Below are 19,671 nucleotides of genomic sequence, written 5' to 3'. Positions count from 1 at the left end.
GTACTAGCTGTTACTAACTACTAGGGCTTCTTGCTTGAGTTTCGCTCCGAAGTTTTTAATCAGTAAATCTTGCAATACTGGCTGCAAGTCTTCGCAGGGTATGCCTTTGATAACGCAAGTTCCTAAATGAGCGTCTTTGCCAACTTTGCCGCCCATATATATGTCAACGCCTTCTAGGGTTTTGCCATTTTTGCGAGTTTTAGTTCCCATCAAGCCGATGTCTGCAACTTGGGGCTGGCCGCAAGAGTTCGGGCAACCTGTCCAGTGAATTCGGACTGGATTGATGAAGATTAAGTCTTCTTCTAAGGCTTTAATCATTGCCAGGGCGCGGTTTTTAGTTTCGATGAGGGCGAAGTTGCAAAATTGTGCGCCTGTACAAGATACTAGCGATCGCGCCAGTAAACCTGGATTAATCGAAAACTTTTCTAGTAACGGTTGCGTTAAAAATATTGCTAACCGTGAGTCAGAAATGTTGGGGATGACAATGTTTTGCTCAACGGTAAACCGAATCTCACCACTGCCGAAAACCTCTGCTAAACGAGCGATTTCAAACATATCTTCGGCATACAACCGCCCAACGGGAATATTTAACCCTACGTAATTTAATCCTGCTTGCTTTTGTTTATATACTCCGATGTGGTCGCGTTTTTCCCAGTCGATCTCGTCTTTTACGGCTGCGGGTAATAATGATTTACCCAAACGGCTTTCTACTTCTGCTCGAAACTTTTCTAAACCCCATTCATCAATTAGCCACATCAAGCGGGATTTTTGCCGATTAGCACGCGGCCCGTTGTCACGAAAAACTTCCAAAACCGCTCTACATACTGTTACCACATCTTCTGGAGCCACCCAAGCATTTAGAGGAATCGCCGCCTCACAACGTTTAGCTGAGAAAAAGCCACCCACAAGAATGTTAAAACCAAATTCTTGCCCAGTCCCCAGTCCCCAATCCCCAGTCCCTTCCTTAAATGCCGGAACAAAAGCCAAATCGTTAATTTCAGCGTGAACTGAATTGTCTCTTCCACCTGCGATCGCAATGTTAAATTTCCGTGGTAAATTGCTAAACTCTGGGTTTCCCTCGCCTTTGTTGGTGAGCATATCTTGAATTTGCTGTACCAACTCTCGCGTATCGTACAACTCATCTGCATCCAACCCCGCCACCGGATCGCCTGTGATATTGCGGACGTTATCCATCCCCGATTGGATAGTAGTTAAGCCAACTGCGTGAAATCTATTAAAGATATCTGGTAAATCTTCAATTCTGATTCCCCGTAATTGGATATTCTGTCTGGTAGTAATATCAGCGCAACCATCTTCTCCGTAACGCTGCACCACTTGAGCTAAAACACTCATCTGACTGCTGGAAAGAATACCGTTAGGCATCCGTAACCGCATCATAAATTTGCCTGGGGTAACTGGGCGAAAAAACACGCCTACCCACTTGAGTCGATGATCGCGATCGATTTCGTCCATTGCTTCCCAGCCCAAAGCGGCAAATTTCTCTATCTCATCCCTGATGGCGAGTCCATCTTTTTGCGCCTTGAACTTCTCGAACTTATTGAGGCTGGTAGTCTTTGTTGTGTCTGTCATGAGGCTGACTCTCGTGAGAATTTGTGCTGCTAATTGCCCAATATCAATAAATAATTCGTAATGGGCTACGCCCCGCTTCGCTAACGTAATTCGTAATTCGTAATTAAAAAACGATGAATTAGTAATTATTAATCAACCCGTAGTTCCATTAGGTGGTGTATTTACGAGGGTTAGGGAATAAAAACTTAATATTTGGTTACGGCTGATTATTGCTACTCAAAAGCATTCCAACGTGAAAGTTCAAACCCGTGGTTAGTTAAGGAAAACTTGTCGCCATTTATATCTTGGAAATTTGTCAAGTAGGTTTAGATAATGTTCATGTAACAATTTCGATACTCATAACTTAAGGTGAGTTTTCTGTTAAAATCGTATAAATTGTTACGATTTCTTGGTAAAATTGCTGAAAAAGGATACATAATATGCATTTTTTGCATCCAATTCAGCCAATCAGCCACACAAACCGCTTGATGAAGAGTGTTTGAGATGATCGAAGGGATTTTGGATTGCGATAGATTAATCCAAAATCCAAAATCCAAAATCCAAAATTGAGTGTGGCACTTATGAAACGTCGTGATTTTATTAATTGGGTTGGTTTGGGTTTGATAGCGAGTTCTCTACCCGTAGCGATCGCAGCTTGTTCTTCTCAAACAACTTCCGCAACTGGCGATTGGCAAACAGTAGGCACTTCGGCAGATTTAGATAAAACTGGTCAATTGCTGGCTAAAAACTCACCTGCTGGGCCTGTGTTGGTAGTCGGCACATCTAAAGGCGCAAGTCTGACAGCTGTTAACCCTACCTGTACTCACGCAGGTTGCACCGTAGCATGGAAAGCTGAGGCAAAAAAATTCGCTTGTCCCTGTCATGGTTCAGAATATGGGGTTGATGGTAAGGTGCTAAAAGGCCCAGCGACAGAAGCACTTAAAACTTACGCCGCCAAAATTGAGGGTAATTCAGTTGTAGTCAAGCCAACTTAAACAATACAATTCAGAGTATGGTGAGTAATATCAACCAGCTTTTGGTGCAAGCCCAGACAGCATACAATGCAGCTGATTGGTCATCACTGATTCAATATTTACAACAATTAATTTTAGGGGCAGATTCGCAACATCCAGAGATAGTTAAAAATCGAGAATATCTACTGAAATTAACACTTTCAATCTTAGAGGTGGGAGATTTTCAGCAACGCTGGGAAATCACCAAGGTGTTGACTAACTTGGGAAATATTGCCATCCCACCACTCATTGAAATCTTAGAAGATGAAGATGCAGAAGAAGAATTACGCTGGTATGCAGCGCGAACTTTGGGCGAATTTCAGCAGCCAGAAGCGATCGCACCCTTGGTTGAATTATTGAAAACTGATGAGGATGAAGAACTCAAAGCGATCGCAGCCACAGCACTAGGGCAAATGGGTACTGTTGCGATCGCTGCCTTCTCTGAACTTCTATTAGATGAAGATACACGACTTGTTGCAGTGCGATCGCTTTCTTGTATTCCCCAAACAGAAACCATCACACCCCTATTGAGTGTAGTACAAGATTCACAAGCAATAATCCGCACTGCTGCAATTGAAGCCCTTAGCAGTTTTCATGACGAACGTGTAGCACCAATATTGTTAAACGCTTTGGATGATATCGCTGCTACAGTTAGGCGTGCAGCAGTGCTTGGTTTAGGTTTTCGCCCCGACTTACGCGAAGCCTTAGATTTGGTGACGAGATTTCAACTCAAGCTTTACGACTTTAATCTTGATGTTTGTTGTGCAGCCGCAGTTTCCCTTTCTCGGATGGGTTGTGATGAGGCTGCAAAACATTTATTTGATTTGCTGATTTCACCCCAAACACCGATAAAGCTGCAATTAGAAACTATCCGTGCTTTAAGTTGGATGGAGACACCATCTAGTTTGGAATATTTGCAAATAGCATTTACTCAATGCACTTCAGAGACACTTTGGCAAGAAATTGTCACAGTTTTGGGGCGAGTACAAAAGCCGCAAACTACACAAGCCGCAGAAATATTATTGCAAATACTGCAATCCCAGCATCTAGCCATAGAGATTGTTAGTGTAAAAAGTGCGATCGCCTTATCTTTAGGACAGTTAGGGGAAATACAAGCAATTGAACCATTGATTTGGCTGCTAGCTGATTCTAATGTATCAGTGAGACTACACGCGATCGCTGCACTCAAAAATTTGGATGGGGAAGCCGCACATCAAAAATTGCAGCAATTAGCGAATAATGCTGCACTCACACCAGATTTGCAACAAGGAATAGCGATCGCTTTAGCTGAGTGGTAAATTCTCTTAAACAAAGATCGGGGGCAACAAGAGTAATTTGTCTTAGCAATTGTGTCAAACCCAGATTTCACAGTTATAAATATAGCTCAAGGTCTTTTTAAAATAACTCTATAGTTTTTACTCTATAAGGATTTTACTACAAACCGCCTCTGACAAATATTATCTCCACAATCAAGGATTTATGGCTTTTTGAGTTACAATATGTCATTAAACCAAGTATCTTCGATAAAGACAAGAATATCTTGTCTTTTCATTATCGAAAACCACCAGCTAAATTCGAGTCCGTTTTTCTATGGCTGACACTTATTGCTTTATTAAAGACTTGATTAATGATTTGGAAAGAGGAAGAATCAAGATTCCATCTTTTCAAAGAGGTTTTGTTTGGGAACCAAATCGCGTTGCCTATTTTATAGACAGTATTTATAAGGGTTTTCCTTTTGGTTCTGTATTACTATGGAGAACTAAAAATCCTCTACGAACTGAAAGAAATCTTGGGCCTTACAGGCTTCCTGAGAATGATCCAGAGTACCCTATAGATTACGTTCTTGACGGGCAGCAAAGAATAACCTCTATTTTTGGGATATTTCAAAATTCTCTTATTGCTGAAGAGGACGAAGGAACTGATTGGACAAATTTGTTCTTTGAACTTAATAGTAAAGAATCAGTTCCATTTAAGCACCTAAATGATTTCACCAATTATGACAACCAGAAGTTTTTTCCGCTAAAATATGTCTTTAATTCTCCTAAATATAGACAGCTTACTAGAAACTTAGACGAAAGTTTAGCACAGCAAATAGACAACTTAGTTGAAAAATTTACAAAAGCTCGAATACCGGTGGAACGTTTTGAAAGCGAGGAAAGAAAATACGTTGCAACTGTTTTTGAGAGGATAAATCGGCAAGGTGTTGAGTTAGATACTTTTCAGCTTTTATCTGTATGGAACTGGAGTGAAGATTTTGATCTTCAAGAAAAGTTTAAGGAACTTACTGAAGAGTTACAACCATTTGGCTTTAAAGAAATCGGTTCAGATTTACTTCTAAAGTGTTCTTCTGCGGTAGTAATGAATCGTGCTGACCCAGAGAATTTTATGGAGCTTCCCGGTAGTGCAGTAAGAGAAAAATTTTATGAAATCAGGACAGGTATATTTAGAGCTATAGACTTTCTAAAAACTGATTTAAATGTTTTCTCTCTCAAGCTCCTACCAATGGAGAATATCTTAACTGTTCTTACGGCATTTTTCGCTTCTTCACAAAAACAACCTCCCCCTATTCCTCAAGATCAATATGAAGTTATAAGAAGGTGGTTTTGGCGTGCATGTTTTTCTCAGAGATATGCAAGAGGAGGAGCTAAAAGTACTGATCAAGATTTGCTAGAAGTTGAGAAAATTAAGGCTGGTAAAGCTCATAATCTCGGTGATTTTGACGTATCGTTAGACGCTGATTTTTTCACAAAAAACGTCTTCAGAATGTCTTCAGTGGCAACTAATACTTTCATTCTCCTTCTAGCACAGGCTAAACCATTAAACTTTATTCAGGGTACAAATATATCTTTACAGGATGTTTTGTCTCAAGGCAATCGAAAAGAGTTTCATCATATCTTTCCTAAAGCCCATCTACAAAGGTCAGAAAATCAATATAAAGATGAACAAATCAATTGTCTAGCCAACTTCTCAGTGCTTTCCAGAACAGATAACAACAAAATTAAAGACCAATCACCTAGTAAGTATCGTTCTGAAATGCCTACTGATGATCAGATTCTTGACCAAATATTGGCAACGCATTTTTGCCCAATTAATGTGTTTACAGACGATTATGAAAGCTTTTTAACTTCAAGGGCTGAATTGCTTCTAAAAAAAGCAAAAGAACTGTCACAGGTTATTTAGTATGCTAGACCGTTCCAGTGAAGTTAAGTAGACGGCAGGAGCATTTGACATGGAATTTGAATGGAACCCAGACAAAGCGGCGTTAAACCTTGAGAAACATGGTATTTCCTTTCCTGAAGCCGCAACCGTGTTTAACGACCCGCTATCTGTAACCTTTCTCGATCCTGACCACTCTATTGGAGAAATTCGTTACATTATCATTGGTATATCTAGGTTTGGACAACTCTTAGTCGTTGCACACACCGATCGAGGAGAAAAACTACGAATTATCAGCGCTCGAAAAGCCACCCGTCAGGAGAAAAGGTTTTATGAAGAAAGAAATTGAGAATGAAATGGAAGACGAATTACGTTCTGAGTACGATTTTGTTCAAATGGAGGGAGGCATCAGAGGCAAGTATATTGAGCGGTATCGTCAGGGAACAAATTTAGTACTTTTAGATCCCGATGTTGCCCAAGCTTTTCCTAATGATAAAAGCGTGAATGACGCATTGAGGTTGTTAATTCAGGTTGCTCAACGCCAGCAGCCTGACACTGGGGTGCAGCAGACAGAATAGGAATAGTCAACATAATTCGTAATTAGTTAATGCAAGTTGCACAGCTATCTGCTTGAGGTTGTACAGAAACTTGTGCTACTAAAACCTCATAATCCGCCGCATATTTTAAAAGTCTTATCTAAAAATTCATATATTTCAGCAGAAAATAGTCAATTTTTTTTGGCGATATTTTCCGAAAAAATCCGTGCAAAGCGGATAATTGACGATTAAGGTAGTCAAACGTTATTTAGACAAATGTAAATCATCTAAAAATTACTGTAACAAACTATACTAAATTGTGGGTAAAAACCCGTTAACTTAATGAAACCGATAAATGTAATTCAGGCTACATAAAAATGCGCCTAGAGCAGTTGCAAGCCTTTCTAGCGATCGCACAAACCGGCAGCTTTCAACAAGCAGCGCGAACATCTGGTGTTACCCAATCAACGATTAGCCGACAAATCCAGGCATTAGAAGCAGATTTGGGTGTAGAACTATTTCACAGAACAACTCATGCAAAATTGACACTGGGAGGTGAATGTTTATTACCCCGTGTTCGCAAAATTTGCCAAGAATGGGAGACAGCTACACAAGAATTAGCTGATTTAATCGCCGGAAAGCAACCAGAGCTTTGCATTGCCGTGATTCACTCTTTATGTGGTTCTTACTTACCACCAGTGTTGCAAAAGTTTTGTCATGATTATCCAGATGTGCAATTGCGGGTGACTTCATTGGGAAGCGATCGCGCCTTGAAAGTTCTTAAAGATGGATTGGTGGATTTAGCAATTGTGATGAATAATCGCTTTTTAACCACTGCTAGAGAAATGGTGGTAGAAGTACTTTATGATGAACCAATAGAAGTTTTAACCGCAGCCAATCATCCCTTAGCTCAATATGAATTCGTCCCTTGGTCGGAGCTAATTCGTTATCCCCAAGTGGTTTTTAAAGATGGTTATGGAATGCAGCGTTTAATACAAGATAGATTTGACCGAATGGAAGCTACACTCCAGGCGGCTTTAGAGGTAAATACTCTAGATGCCTTCCGGGGAGTAGTGCGCCAAGGAGAACTGATAGCTTTGCTTCCTCAATCAGCATTAATGGAAGCACGCCAAGATCCAACCCTAGCGATTCGTTCCTTAGAGAACAATAATATTAGTGGTTTAGCAGATGGTTCGAGTTTGACTCGGCGGGTAGTTATGGTAACAACTCAAGACCGACTGCAAATTCCCCCCATCAAGCACTTTTGGCAACTCGTGCGCGAAAATATCCCATTACAAATCGATCGGAAGCGATCGGTTTCTTAAACGTCATTGGTCATTAGTCATTGGTCATTTTCGGTTATTCACAAAGGACAATGGACAAAAGACAAATGACAAAAGACAAATGAGTAATGTATTTAGGGAATTACTGCAAAAAGTAGGTAGCGGAAACCACACAGGCGAGAATTTAACTCGCGTCCAAGCAGCCACCGCCACTAAAATGATGCTGCTGGGTGAAGCGACACCAGCCCAAATCGGAGCGTTTTTGATTGCTCATCGAATCAAACGTCCTACGGGGGAAGAGTTGGCGGGAATGTTGGATGCTTATGATGAACTAGGGCCAAAACTGCAACCATTCGGCTCTGGCCAAACAGCGATCGCTCTTGGTATCCCTTATGATGGCAGAACCCGTACAGCACCAATTAGTCCGGTGACAGCTTTAATACTCGCCGCAGTTGGACAACCAGTGGTAATGCACGGTGGCGATCGCCTCCCAACAAAGTACGGTTTACCTCTGATCGATATTTGGCAAGGTTTAGGAGTCGATTGGACTACTCTACCACTAGCAAAAACCCAGCAAGTGTTTGAGCAAATAGGAATTGGCTTTATTTATCTACCTCAGCATTTTCCCCTAACTACAAGTATTTGGGAATACCGCGACCAACTTGGCAAACGTCCACCCTTGGCGACAATGGAGCTAATTTGGTGTCCTTATGCTGGGGATGCTCACGTCATTGCTGGGTTTGTTCATCCGCCGACAGAAGGGATGTTTAAAATAGCTTTGGGGCTGCGGGGAGTAACAAAATTTACATTAGTGAAAGGATTGGAAGGTAGTTGCGACTTACCGCGCGATCGCACTGCAATTATCAGCTTATCTCCATCCGTAGCATCTCAAGAGGTAGAACGATTGCACCTCGTACCACGTGATTACGGCTTTACTACCAAGAACGTACCCCTTGGAACTACTGAAGAACTGGTGGCAGATATTCAAGAGATTTTGGCAGGTAAACCAGGTGAACTAATGCAAACAGCCTTGTGGAATGGCGGATTTTATCTATGGCGGAGTGGTATTTGTTCAGATATGCCAGAGGGTTTAGCTAAAGCAGAAGAATTATTAACCAATGGTACAGTAGCAGCTAAACTCCAAGAACTTAGCCAGATAGTAAATTCACTTTAAATTTAACTCTAATTGCTTTGCTCAAATTTTCGTTATACACTTATAAATTTTCCCACTGACTTACTTACTTGTAATTGGAATTGCTATCGTGAACTACCTACACTGTACCGTCAGGTCAGTATAGGCTTCCCAATTCATAGCCTTTTTGTAACATAGGGTCACTATAATTAGTCCTTCCTGTAAGGCTTTCCAGAGGGCGATCGCAATCTCTGAAAACTCCTTGATAGATTGTCGGGTTTCCCACACTCTCCATTCCTTTAGAGAAATCCCCCCAAAATCTTCCATCACCAACGCATAGCCATTTTGATAGGGTTCTAGGCTATAGGTTTGGATGATTAGAGGTGAGTTAAGATTTTTGGCAATGGTGTAATGATTGCGAAACTGTACCAGTTCACTGAAACTCGGATATGGACTCTTCAGCAGTTTAATCACTACAGGTAATGAGTCAGTCTCTCGATACCCTCGATAAACCAGGGTTCTGGAACCATTGTAGAGTTCTTCACTGATGCGATATCCAGAAATATTGGCTCTTGTGCTTACCATACAGGGATCGTACTAATCATCAGAGCGATCGCAAACAATCCCCCTACGACTTCACCTCCTGCAAACCACCACAGAGAACAGGAGCAACGCGATTTTTTTATATCAGTTTGAATTCTCCTGTTGGTAGAGATGCGATCGCTATTGTCTGTTTGGAGAGGGTTTTGCAATGTATCTTTCTACACTGTAGTATCCTAATAACTAACCAAGGAGCATTGTTAACCAAGGTTTAATATTTTGTGACTCCAAACAGGGGAATTTATTGAGATCCTTGATAGGAATTATTTCGTCGGCGACTTCTCCAAAATAGATTTTTGTTGCAACCAATCCTGACCGACTTGGATACTGACATCCGAGCCAAGATTGCCAGTACTTTCCACACGCACTTCGCCAAATCCCAAAGTGTTGCGAATTGATTCGGCACTGTCACCATCTCCTTGTTGGGCGACAATATGAGTCACATCTAAAGGTTCACCCCATGCCTTAGCTATATAAATGTTACGATATCCAGATTTTTCCAAAGCTCTAATTAATGGTTGAAGATTAGAGCGATCGCCACCTGTACTATCTTGAATTGCTACACGCAAAGAACGTGGATCGGTCGTCGTCTGCTGACTCTGTTCTGACTCTAAACCAAAGTGTTGAGCCATGAGTTTAGCAATACCATCTTTGTTAGGCAACCAATAGCTAGCATCAAACTCGCCTTTCTCGCTAAAGCGACCTGGCAGCATTAACATTTGCATATTAGAGCGATTAGTTCGCACCCCAAAACCCATTAGCGCCACTAACTCCTCAACTGTCAAATTGGTATCGATGTGGTCTTTAACTACATCCAGAACTTTAGGTAATTGAGCAACAGTAGTTGGGTTTAGTGTTTGATCCATCAAAGCCCGAATGACCATTTGCTGGCGCTGAATCCGACCAATATCACCAAGTTCGTCATGGCGAAACCGCAGCAATTGCAATGCCCGATCGCCGGAGAGATGCTGCTTACCCGCCTTCAAATTGATGTACAAATGCTGAGAATCATCTTGATACTTCATATTTTTGGGGACATAAACTGTTACGCCACCCAAAGCATCAATTAGCTTGGCAACTCCCAAAACATTAATTCGGATATAGCGATCGATTCCCGCGCCACCTAAGAGATTACTGACGGTTCTGGCAGTCAAAGCTGGCCCGCCGTCAACATTGGCAGCATTAATTTTTTTCACTCCATACCCCTCTATTTGTGTGCGGGTATCTCTGGGGATGGAGAGCATAATTATTTTTTTCGTCTCTGGATCGAATTTAAGCAAGAGCATTACATCCGAAAGACCATCAAAGGAGTTTACCTGGGGCTGGTATCTGAGGTTTTTCGTTTCTGGGGGAGGGTTTTGGATATCTGGGGGAAGTACACTCATCCCCATAACTAAGAGATTCACCGGGCGAGTTAATTCTGAAAATCGCAGCACACCTCCAGAAATGCGATCGCCATCAAAGGCCGCCTCTTCCTGTGGACTTAGCTGGGCTTGCTGCAAAGGCGTACTGGTTAAAGACACCGCCAAAAGTGCCCCTGCTGTTGCTGACACCATTGCAATCCCACTCATCCCTACCCAAAACCACAGCCAACGTCCAGATTTTGAGCTCTGAGCAATTTTTTTATTGGACTTTGAGGCTTTTCCCGACTGGTTTTCTTCCGCCGAACTTCTTTGAATGGTCACAGACTTCCTCACACTTACTCAATAATTAAATTCGGTAAATTTGCAGACCAAAAACATCCAGACAAATCAACCCATAATAGCTAACTCTTAATTATCAGTGCTAACTTTTTTAATGTAGTGTCAACCACAACACTTATAGCAGCATTTTTCCTTCTTTTGGGAGAATCTAGATATGTTTTACTGAAGTATGGCAATAATAAACTGGATTTGACTAGATATATAAATGAATCAACCGTAATTTTTTATTAAATAAGTAGAAACACTGATAAATTATCACTCTAAAAAATTAAGATAAATACTTGCCAAACACTCGTTCTGCTAAAGTACTAAACCCTGGTAAACGCCCAGATTTACCCTGTGTCAGGCGCAAAATCAACCAGATACTCACTAAAAAGTAACCCGATGTGAGAAAGCTATTCAGGATAAATAGACGTAGCGGAAAAAAATCTGAAGTTGCTGCTCCGGTACTTAATAATAAATATCCCAACAGCCAAGTAAGTGCCAAAGTAATAGACAGGCGACTAATAGCAAGTTGTTCCCGACTCCCCTGGCCACGATAAAGAGTCCATAAAGATGGAAAAAAGCCGATAATCGGAATCAAATATAAAAGCAACTGGGTTTTCGGGATTGGGGATTGGAGATTGGGAGGAGACAAAGGAGAGACTTCTTCAAGAATTCTTCCTTGTCCCTGCTCCCCAGTCCCCAGTCCCAAGTCCCCAGTCGCCTTTGGTTCAAAATTCTCCATGCGTTTTAGTCTAACTCCTAAACTAGAAGGATGAATAAGACTCATATAGTTAGAGATAATAAGCTGTAAAGAAAGATTTAACTTAGTTCTATCCAGCAATCAGCTCAAAATGCAGACACGCAAGCTACTCGACTGGTGGCAAACATTCACACCAATAGCGCGAATCGGGGCGATCGCGTTATTCGTTCCGCTGCTAGTTCTAAATGGTTGGGCACTTTCGGTCTTTTTTAATTATTTCCATTCTCTCATAGTCATTTTAGTCGGAGCCTCAGTCCTAGCATTTCTGCTCAACTACCCCGTGAGTTGGCTGGAACATCATGGTGCTAAACGAGATCAAGTTGCCATCCTAGTATTTCTCCTGGCTTTATCGATTTTATTGGCGTTGGGTGTGACACTTTTTCCGTTGGCCCTTACCCAAGCTCAACAACTGGTGGCTCGTTTGCCAGAATTGATCGACTCTGGACGCTCTCAGCTAATGATATTAAACCAAAAAGCTGAGACTTTTGGCTTACCGATTAACCTCGATGCTCTGGTAGTGCAAATCAACGATCGCGTCAAGGGACAACTGCAAGCGATCGCTGGACAAGTTTTAAATCTGGCGGTAGTTACAGTCACCAGTCTGCTAGATATCCTCTTGACGATGGTTTTGACTTTCTACCTTTTACAGCATGGCAGCGAACTCTGGGAAAGTTTAGTGGAATGGCTACCTTCTAAATTTCGCGATCCTTTCTCTAAAACAGTCCGCATGAGCTTTCAAAATTTCTTCATCACCCAGTTGATTTTATCTACCTGCATGGCCTCAGCCCTCATTCCTACCTTTTTGTGGCTGAAAGTGCCATTTGGTCTGCTATTCGGCTTAACTATTGGTCTGATGGCTCTTGTGCCCTTTGGTGGTTCTATAGGCATCGCCTTGACTACACTATTGGTAGCACTGCAAGATTTCTCAATGGGTGTGAGAGTGTTGATTGCAGCAGTAATTGTCCAGCAAATTCTCGAAAACTTAATTGCCCCCCGAATTTTAGGCAGTTTTACAGGTTTAAATCCAGTTTGGATTTTAATTTCAGTTTTAACAGGGGCAAGAATTGGCGGATTGTTGGGTGTAATTGTGGCAGTACCCACAGCAGTGGTGATTAAAACCGCTTTAAGTGCCTTGCGTCCTGGTGGCGAAGCGAACGACAGCGCTACTGGGGAAACTACAACAGTTGCAGCCAATGAGTCCTCAAAAACTGACCCTAAAAACAGTCTCAGTATTTCTGAAGCGACATTACCTTAAGGAGGCAGGAGGTTTCCTGCCTCTTCATTGTGGCTCAATGATGGAACCCATAAATAAAATGTTTCCCGTCTGATTATCCCTAATAGCACAAAAGAAGGGACGGTCAACAATCATTCGGAATGGTTCTGGTTCCTCCCTCAAAGATGTTGCTACTATTCCCACAGAAGTAGCCGCAGCCGCTTCAGTCCCTTCTTCATTCACTTCGACAAAAGTTTTATGCTTAACTTGGCTAATGGCAAAATTTTTACCCATACCAGAAAAATTGGCTTTGTTGCTAAAAGCCTCTTCCATGCCTAAACTTTTCAAAGCATCATTAAGTGTAACTTCGTAATCTGTTTTGAAGCGGGGTAGGCGGATAAACCCTTTTTGTTTGTTGAACTGAGTCATCCATTTTTCCCAGGTTTCAAAATTCAAGTTTTGATATAAGGCTTTGAGATTAGAGTTCTGTTTGGGCAGGAAGATATAAAAACTGGTTTTTCCATCTTTACCGTAAGGTAAACTAACTGCCTGAAATTCTTCGCTCTCATAATATCTATAGTCACCTTCTTGTGACATCATTGGGTATTGTCTTCGTCTGTTAGATGTAATGTAAAAAGGGTGTTGAGCAGTTTTATTTTTGTCAAATTCGTTACTCCAATTACCTTTAAAATATATGGCATTAATCAAAAACAATACTTGATTAGGTTCAATCTTTTCGACGATTTTAGTGATTTTCCCCTTAGTATTTTCTTTTACCCAGTTATTTATAATGTTAGATGCGGCGGCATCTTTAAAGTTTAAATTGCTAATCTTAGCTTGATAGAAATCCTGGGTTCTCTTAAGAAAGTCTGGTGCAAAGCTAACATCTTGATTTGCCCAAAGCGAGTTAGCAATACTCAGTTGTACTTTCGTATCTGGATTTTCTAAAAGCTGCTTTAATACCGCCGCGTAAGAAGAATTAATTTCTGGTAGATTCATCCCCTGTAATTCCAGGGTTTTTGCCATTGCTTGTTGAGTCGAGCCGCTAGCGCCATTGTAGGTCATAGCAAGGGCGCTAGCGACACTCAAAGGTGAGATAAAAACATTCCTCTCACCCGTATCATCTTTCAGAACTTGTGAAAACAGCTTGAAGCCAAACTTATTGCTAGACTCAACTATTTTTGTATTAGTATTGACTGTTTTTTTTTGCAATGGAGTTTCTGGCTGGGGTAAACTAGATTGGGCGAGGGCACTTTTGTTACTCTCTACTTGAGAACACCCTAATACACTGAATAGAACAACACTTGCAGCTGCCAGAGCATAACGTCTGCCTAGACTAACACCGTAACGTCTTTGCAGAAAATTTTCTTTTGCATCGCTAAACTTTTGCCGATTCATTCTGCTACCTCACTTGCCAAAGATTCCCGATCTGTGCTCATGGTTGACGCAGGCGCTGTGTCAATGATTAACTATTGCATTTACTCCAATAGAAAATTAGACTGTTACAGTTTTTGTAACAGCGAGTTAATGGCTCAGAGGAATTAAACACAGCTTATTAAAGCTGCTAATTCTTAATTGAGGCGACTATGCAGACAAATTATGGAAAATCTCGCTTTTGAGGAAATTTTCTATTTATGAATAACAGTATTGTAGACTACCTAATCACAAAATAACCACTTGTATTAGGTTTTTATAGATATAGGACTTACGTAAAACTAAACGCGGTAGGGGTAATTCGTGAATTACCCCTACCTGAAAATCTTTCTTTTCGGCTATTGTTTTCGTAAGTCATGAGATAAAATAACGTTTTTTAGTTGCATGAAATACAGAAATTTCATAGGGACACACAGCTATGCGCCCCGATAAAATAGTGTTGTTAAAATAAATGAAAACGCTGTAAGTTGACACAGATAAAAGTTGTGTGTCGCTATAGGAATCATATTTGATTTTTGAAAAAATATAAGTATTTGTAGGGTGTGTTAGACGGAACGTCGTAACGCACCATCCCAAGCTGATGGTGCCGTACTCTCCCTGCTAACGCACCCTACGTAAGATTTAAAAAATCAAATACTAGTCCTATATTTTAATTTATAGGTACACTCCACCAAGCTAAACTATAAGGTTGAGTCGCTTCATTTATCTTTTGACGAAACTGGACGCGGATTTTGTAATTGCCTGTAGCAGCAACGGGGCAGAAAATATGTTCTACACTATCAATTTGGCTAATTGAGGAGCAAACAGCACCAGCATCTGAATTTTGAGCATCAGCTTTTACTAAGTATAGGTCGAGATTATTTAAGCCGCGATCGCGAAAATTTTCACCCACGTCATATTGCTGGTTTTTATTTTTATCGTTGAGTTCCACCACTCGATCCCAACTCAAGGTAACAGCAACAAAACTCCCCTGCTTTAATGGTTTTGCTAACACATAGTCAACAGATGCTCCAACAGTGACTGTGCCATAATCCCAACCAATAGCTGGTACAGTTGCTGATGGCTGCCATTGACCAGCACTAAATTGCTCATAAGCGCGAAATGCGTTCAAATGACCCGCTCCCATTTGAGCATCCAAAGGAATCTTTGGATCTTTATAAGCATCAGAATCTAGCCAGTTTTGATTTTGTTTATCAATTAGCGTCCGGCTCATTCCTAACCGCAAGCCATCACCGCTATCTTGAATTTTGTCTGCTGAATTCAGCAATACAGCTTTCATTACTTGATGATGCCGAGAATCGATGCTCCAGTGGGGTTGTTTTGTCCGTATCTGTCGGTCAGCAAATTCCTGCAATAGAGCAACAGTAGCCGTAACTTGAGGCGCTGCAAAACTCGTACCCGTAACCTTATTCAATTTGCCATCTGGATTGAGCAAAGGAATATTATTCCCAGGAGCAACTAAACTGATAGCACGACGGCCACCAAGATCGAATTCCCTTCCAGCAAGCCTTCCACTCACTCCTTGGTTAGCGCCCGCCAGATTAGCCACATCTACTTTGTTAAAAACTCCCCCTCTACTGGATGAAAAAGCCACGTTCATTCCGTTAAAATTATCTGTAGGAATGGGAATACCGCCCTTACCTTGGTTGCCTGCGATCGCATACAAAACATCATGAACACGGCTAGACCAGTCAACACATAAAGTTAGCAAAGCATTGCCGTCTAAAACAGCCTCTGGTCTAGGATCGCGGCTCAGAGGTTCGCCAAAGCTAAAGTTAATGGCACGGACATCGCCACCATTTTGTAGCGCTATGTGCTGGGCCGATAAACACTCTTCTGGCTGACCCATATTTTTAGTGGAACCCACCGCAGACGAATACAGTCGCGCTCCTGGAGCAACTCCCGGCAAAGCTTTGTCTTGGCTTACCATCATACCAGCAACGTTGTAGGCGTGGGGATCAACACCAGTATTTGATTTAGCTGGCCCATTACGTAAGAATACTGCCGCTAAAGATATGGCGCGATTTTTAGACACTGCCTTATCCCACCCAAACATTCCCGGTCGGCCAATTTCCACTTGACCAATAGCAATTTTACGACCGATTAAATTATAAGGAGCTTGGTGTAGCTTCAGAGCATCAATGCCGTTAGTTCCCAGAGCAGATTCTAAAGCTGAAGCAATTACCGGCGCACTCAAACAAGAAGCACTTAATCCCCAAATTATCCAGGTTAGTTTTTTAGTCATTAGTTATTAGTCATTGGTCATTAGTCATTGGACATTGGACATTAGTCATTGGACATTGGTCATTGGGCATTGGACATTGGGCATTGGGCATTGGGCATTGGTTATTTTCCCCCTACTCCCCACTCTCAAAAAAGCCGGGATCAAAGTTATGAGTCTTGCTCAATGTTTTGTTACAATGCGTACAGACGAGGACGCTTAAAAATCCACTAGCCATGACCCAAAACCTATCTCAAAAGCCCATTGTAATTTCTCCATCCATCCTATCAGCCGATTTTAGTCGTCTGGGTGACGAAATTCGTGCCGTAGATGCGGCCGGAGCAGATTGGATTCATGTTGATGTAATGGACGGTCGTTTTGTACCTAATATTACGATAGGCCCTCTGATTGTGGAGGCGATTCGTCCGGTTACAGCCAAGCCACTGGATGTCCACTTGATGATTGTGGAACCAGAAAAGTATGTAGAAGGATTTGCTAAGGCGGGTGCCGATATTATCTCCGTACACTGCGAACATAATGCTTCTCCACACCTACACCGTACTTTGGGTCAAATTAAAGAGCTTGGTAAGAAAGCTGGAGTTGTACTTAATCCTGGTAGCCCTCTAGAGCTAATTGAATACGTTCTAGATTTGTGCGATTTAGTACTGATTATGAGCGTCAACCCTGGTTTTGGTGGTCAAAGCTTTATCCCTGGTGTGTTACCAAAAATCCGCAAGCTGCGTCAAATGTGTGATGAACGCGGTCTTGACCCTTGGATTGAAGTGGATGGGGGACTGAAAGCAAATAATACTTGGCAAGTTTTGGAAGCGGGAGCTAATGCAGTTGTCGCTGGTTCAGCTGTATTTAACGCTAAGAATTATGCTGAGGCGATTACATCAATTCGCAACAGCAAGCGTCCTACCCCTGAATTAGCCAAGGTTTAATTCATTTTTAGATTAACCATTCTCTACAAAAAGTAGGGTGGGCAAATTGCTCACCCTATTTTTATTCACACATAAAAAACTGGAAGCTATTCAAATTTTGAACTTCCAGTAGTTGTTATATAAATTGAAAATTTAGAAAGCAGAGATAATCCAGGTTGGGAGGACTAGGATTAGAATAGTTGAAAGAGAAGCGTATGACCTACTAGTTCCACCAGCCACGACAACGATTTCACCGTAACTTTTCTGTTTCTGTTCTTGTTATTGGTGTTAAGCGTTTGCTTTATTAACTAAAGCAACACCAACCACAGGATAGAAAGTTTTATAAGCATTACTCCCATTGTCTGCAGTCAATGAAAGCTGTGTAAGATTTGGATTGGGGAAATCCACCTGCCCAAATTCTCTTTGCTCAGACTTCCTCAGAAAAAGAACCACCAGTAGCAACGGTTGAATCGTTTGTCTTGGTATAGGAGTTATTTTCTCCATGAAATACTGACTACTTTTGTAATCAGTTTGATTTATTTCATAGTCAGAACTAATCATTGATTTTATTTTTTAAACTTAACTTCTTTGCCGCCAATCACCTCTATTTGTATTGAAGTTGTAGTTGTTATTAGTTTACCAATGTTGTAAGTATATATATTGCCATTTTGGCAGATTTTTGCAAAAAAATATCAAATTAATCACTGCGATCGAAAACCTACCATGCTATAAAGTTTAAACTCGCATGGTAGGCTCTCAGACACTTAATCAAGTCTAGAGCAGAATCTCTTGATTCCAAATTGTTTTTAATTGACCCCACAACGTTTCAAGGAAATATCTTGATTAACTTCTGGTTTTAATGACGATTTCCTTGATTGATTTTCGTTAATTGGCTGTCCCAATCTTTGGTCTAAACCACCACGCATTTCTGTTTTTTGCTTTCCAACTACTTCAAGATAAGCAGGTCTTGAATCATTAGCGTGTTTCAGCATTTTTAGATTTTCACTTTGCTGTTGTTTTATTCTGTTGGCTTGAGAGTTTTCTTTCAGTAATCGATTGTAGGTACGGTACGGAATGTAATGGAGAGGATTATAACCAGCAAAACGTAGCATTAAAACACATGCCCAAGAGTACTTTCCAGCAATAATTGCTTCAACTACTTTATCAAATTGTTGAGCCTTCACTGTTGTATCTAAGTTACTACTAATACCAGCAATGTCTTGATTCATCATAGTGTTTAGTTATCTTGGATGAAGTAAACTAGTTATCTTTCTACGATTATTGGCGTTTCAATTAAGGCTTACAAACTGCACTAACCTTTTTGCAGTTGTTAAATCGCTTTCGGGAAATTATCAGCAATTTGGCGGTGTTGGATGTTGACGTGAGATAAAAACCCATCAATCAACAGATGCGTACATAACTTTCCCAAACTCTGATTAGCTCCCGCAGCTTTGAGCGGTAAAGATACAGGCTGAAACTTCTCTGCTGTTTGAGCTTTATCTTGGCGCAGTTAAGCAGAGTTTTAGTGATTTTGGCTGATAACTCCCCTAGTAAACTAGTTTTGGCAAGAGCTAGCTTGTAGTAGGGATACAAATTATATAGATTCATTGCTGAACTGTCCCCTTGGCTTGAGGTTTCGACTGCATTTGACCTGATGATTTTTTTCATGAACTAACCTTTAATTAAAAACAATCAAGTTTTTAATTAAGTTTGTTGGCTGCTCAGTCCTAATTATCCAGATTCCCTCCGATTAATTGAGGAAATTTTGCTTAGAGCTTGTTAGTAAGTGAAAGGTAAAAATTTATCTTTTGTCTTCTCCTTTGACTGGTAGGACAAAAGTCTCAGCATAGCTCTTGGTAGATGTAGTTTTTTCCTCTGAAACTTTATTGACTCCTAATTCAATAAATTTCCTCTGTTAAAACGCCTGTATTTCTTACTACTGCTTAATTAAGCAATTTCCGGCAATTTTTTATATTTTTTCGATTAGTGGAAAAAATTTATTTATCTTTGAGCTTTAACAATGTCATTCGTATATATACTATTTTTTGTCGTTAATGTCATCTACTAAGTTAGTAGATTTCTAAGTTAAATTTACTGAATGTATTTAGATATGTACTTGCATATTGTGCAACTTTTAATTTTG

Annotated in this window: 17 protein-coding genes and 1 pseudogene; 9 read left to right on the top strand and 9 right to left on the bottom strand. The window is 40.9% G+C overall.

Annotation, left to right across the window (positions count from 1 at the left end; translation table 11 throughout):
• Positions 1-3: 3 nt before the first annotated feature.
• A complete protein-coding gene (locus tag CDG79_RS05485) occupies positions 4-1,590 on the bottom strand; it encodes a ferredoxin--nitrite reductase (protein WP_094341228.1) in 1,587 nt (528 codons plus the stop codon).
• Between the two features lie 560 nt (positions 1,591-2,150).
• On the opposite strand from CDG79_RS05485, the gene CDG79_RS05480 reads away from it, so the two are divergent.
• The 7 genes from CDG79_RS05480 to CDG79_RS05450 all read left to right on the top strand — a co-directional run bounded on the left by CDG79_RS05480 (position 2,151) and on the right by CDG79_RS05450 (position 8,731).
• Complete coding sequence (locus CDG79_RS05480; RefSeq protein WP_094341227.1) at positions 2,151-2,564, top strand: QcrA and Rieske domain-containing protein; 414 nt, start codon at positions 2,151-2,153, stop codon at positions 2,562-2,564.
• A gap of 17 nt (positions 2,565-2,581) precedes the next feature.
• The gene (locus tag CDG79_RS05475; protein ID WP_094341226.1) at positions 2,582-3,880 is read left to right on the top strand and encodes a HEAT repeat domain-containing protein; all 1,299 of its coding nucleotides are present in this window, start codon (positions 2,582-2,584) and stop codon (positions 3,878-3,880) included.
• A gap of 292 nt (positions 3,881-4,172) precedes the next feature.
• Positions 4,173-5,762, top strand: coding sequence for a DUF262 domain-containing protein (locus tag CDG79_RS05470; RefSeq protein ID WP_094341225.1), 1,590 nt, complete (start codon positions 4,173-4,175; stop codon positions 5,760-5,762).
• Between the two features lie 49 nt (positions 5,763-5,811).
• Positions 5,812-6,087 (top strand): BrnT family toxin, encoded by a 276-nt coding sequence (locus tag CDG79_RS05465; protein WP_094341224.1) that lies wholly within the window; start codon positions 5,812-5,814, stop codon positions 6,085-6,087.
• Entirely contained in the window at positions 6,071-6,316 is a 246-nt protein-coding gene (locus tag CDG79_RS05460) for a hypothetical protein (RefSeq protein ID WP_094341223.1), read from the top strand. Before CDG79_RS05465 ends, CDG79_RS05460 begins: the two co-directional genes overlap by 17 nt.
• Positions 6,317-6,651: 335 nt before the next feature.
• Positions 6,652-7,599 carry a LysR family transcriptional regulator gene (locus CDG79_RS05455; protein WP_094341222.1) on the top strand — a complete coding sequence of 316 codons (948 nt, stop codon included), beginning with the start codon at positions 6,652-6,654 and terminating at the stop codon, positions 7,597-7,599.
• A 79-nt stretch (positions 7,600-7,678) separates the two neighbouring features.
• Positions 7,679-8,731, top strand: a complete 1,053-nt coding sequence (locus CDG79_RS05450; protein WP_094341221.1) for an anthranilate phosphoribosyltransferase family protein — start codon at positions 7,679-7,681, stop codon at positions 8,729-8,731.
• A 180-nt stretch (positions 8,732-8,911) separates the two neighbouring features.
• On the opposite strand, the pseudogene CDG79_RS05445 reads toward CDG79_RS05450, so the two are convergent.
• The 4 genes and pseudogenes from CDG79_RS05445 to CDG79_RS05435 all read right to left on the bottom strand — a co-directional run.
• Positions 8,912-9,274: pseudogene (locus CDG79_RS05445) on the bottom strand (hypothetical protein); the annotation flags it as partial.
• A complete protein-coding gene (locus tag CDG79_RS42105; protein WP_189524889.1) occupies positions 9,268-9,441 on the bottom strand; it encodes a hypothetical protein in 174 nt (57 codons plus the stop codon). The pseudogene CDG79_RS05445 and the gene CDG79_RS42105, both read right to left, overlap by 7 nt.
• 111 nt (positions 9,442-9,552) lie before the next feature.
• Positions 9,553-10,974: an LCP family protein gene (locus CDG79_RS05440; protein ID WP_094341220.1), complete on the bottom strand. Its 1,422-nt coding sequence runs from the start codon at positions 10,972-10,974 to the stop codon at positions 9,553-9,555.
• 286 nt (positions 10,975-11,260) lie between these two features.
• Positions 11,261-11,719 carry a hypothetical protein gene (locus CDG79_RS05435; RefSeq protein ID WP_223278020.1) on the bottom strand — a complete coding sequence of 153 codons (459 nt, stop codon included), beginning with the start codon at positions 11,717-11,719 and terminating at the stop codon, positions 11,261-11,263.
• 109 nt (positions 11,720-11,828) lie between these two features.
• Here CDG79_RS05435 and CDG79_RS05430 point away from each other — a divergent pair, with 109 nt between their 5' ends.
• Positions 11,829-12,992, top strand: coding sequence for an AI-2E family transporter (locus CDG79_RS05430; RefSeq protein WP_094341219.1), 1,164 nt, complete (start codon positions 11,829-11,831; stop codon positions 12,990-12,992).
• 24 nt (positions 12,993-13,016) lie between these two features.
• On the opposite strand, the gene CDG79_RS05425 is transcribed toward CDG79_RS05430, so the two are convergent.
• Complete coding sequence (locus CDG79_RS05425; RefSeq protein WP_094341218.1) at positions 13,017-14,348, bottom strand: serpin family protein; 1,332 nt, start codon at positions 14,346-14,348, stop codon at positions 13,017-13,019.
• Between the two features lie 685 nt (positions 14,349-15,033).
• Positions 15,034-16,629, bottom strand: a complete 1,596-nt coding sequence (locus tag CDG79_RS05420) for a S8 family serine peptidase (protein ID WP_094341217.1) — start codon at positions 16,627-16,629, stop codon at positions 15,034-15,036.
• A 212-nt stretch (positions 16,630-16,841) separates the two neighbouring features.
• On the opposite strand from CDG79_RS05420, the gene rpe reads away from it, so the two are divergent.
• Positions 16,842-17,549: a ribulose-phosphate 3-epimerase gene (gene rpe, locus CDG79_RS05415; RefSeq protein ID WP_094341216.1), complete on the top strand. Its 708-nt coding sequence runs from the start codon at positions 16,842-16,844 to the stop codon at positions 17,547-17,549.
• 267 nt (positions 17,550-17,816) lie between these two features.
• Here the strand turns inward: rpe and CDG79_RS05410 are convergent, their stop codons facing one another.
• Both CDG79_RS05410 and CDG79_RS05405 read right to left on the bottom strand, forming a co-directional pair.
• On the bottom strand, positions 17,817-18,089 hold the full coding sequence (locus CDG79_RS05410; RefSeq protein WP_094341215.1) for a hypothetical protein: 273 nt from the start codon (positions 18,087-18,089) through the stop codon (positions 17,817-17,819).
• Between the two features lie 245 nt (positions 18,090-18,334).
• Positions 18,335-18,757 carry a HetP family heterocyst commitment protein gene (locus CDG79_RS05405; RefSeq protein ID WP_094341214.1) on the bottom strand — a complete coding sequence of 141 codons (423 nt, stop codon included), beginning with the start codon at positions 18,755-18,757 and terminating at the stop codon, positions 18,335-18,337.
• Between the last annotated feature and the right edge of the window lie 914 nt (positions 18,758-19,671).

It is taken from the genome of Nostoc sp. 'Peltigera membranacea cyanobiont' 232 (assembly GCF_002245985.1).
Taxonomy (GTDB): domain Bacteria; phylum Cyanobacteriota; class Cyanobacteriia; order Cyanobacteriales; family Nostocaceae; genus Nostoc.
This window is presented reverse-complemented; position numbering and strand designations above follow the sequence as displayed.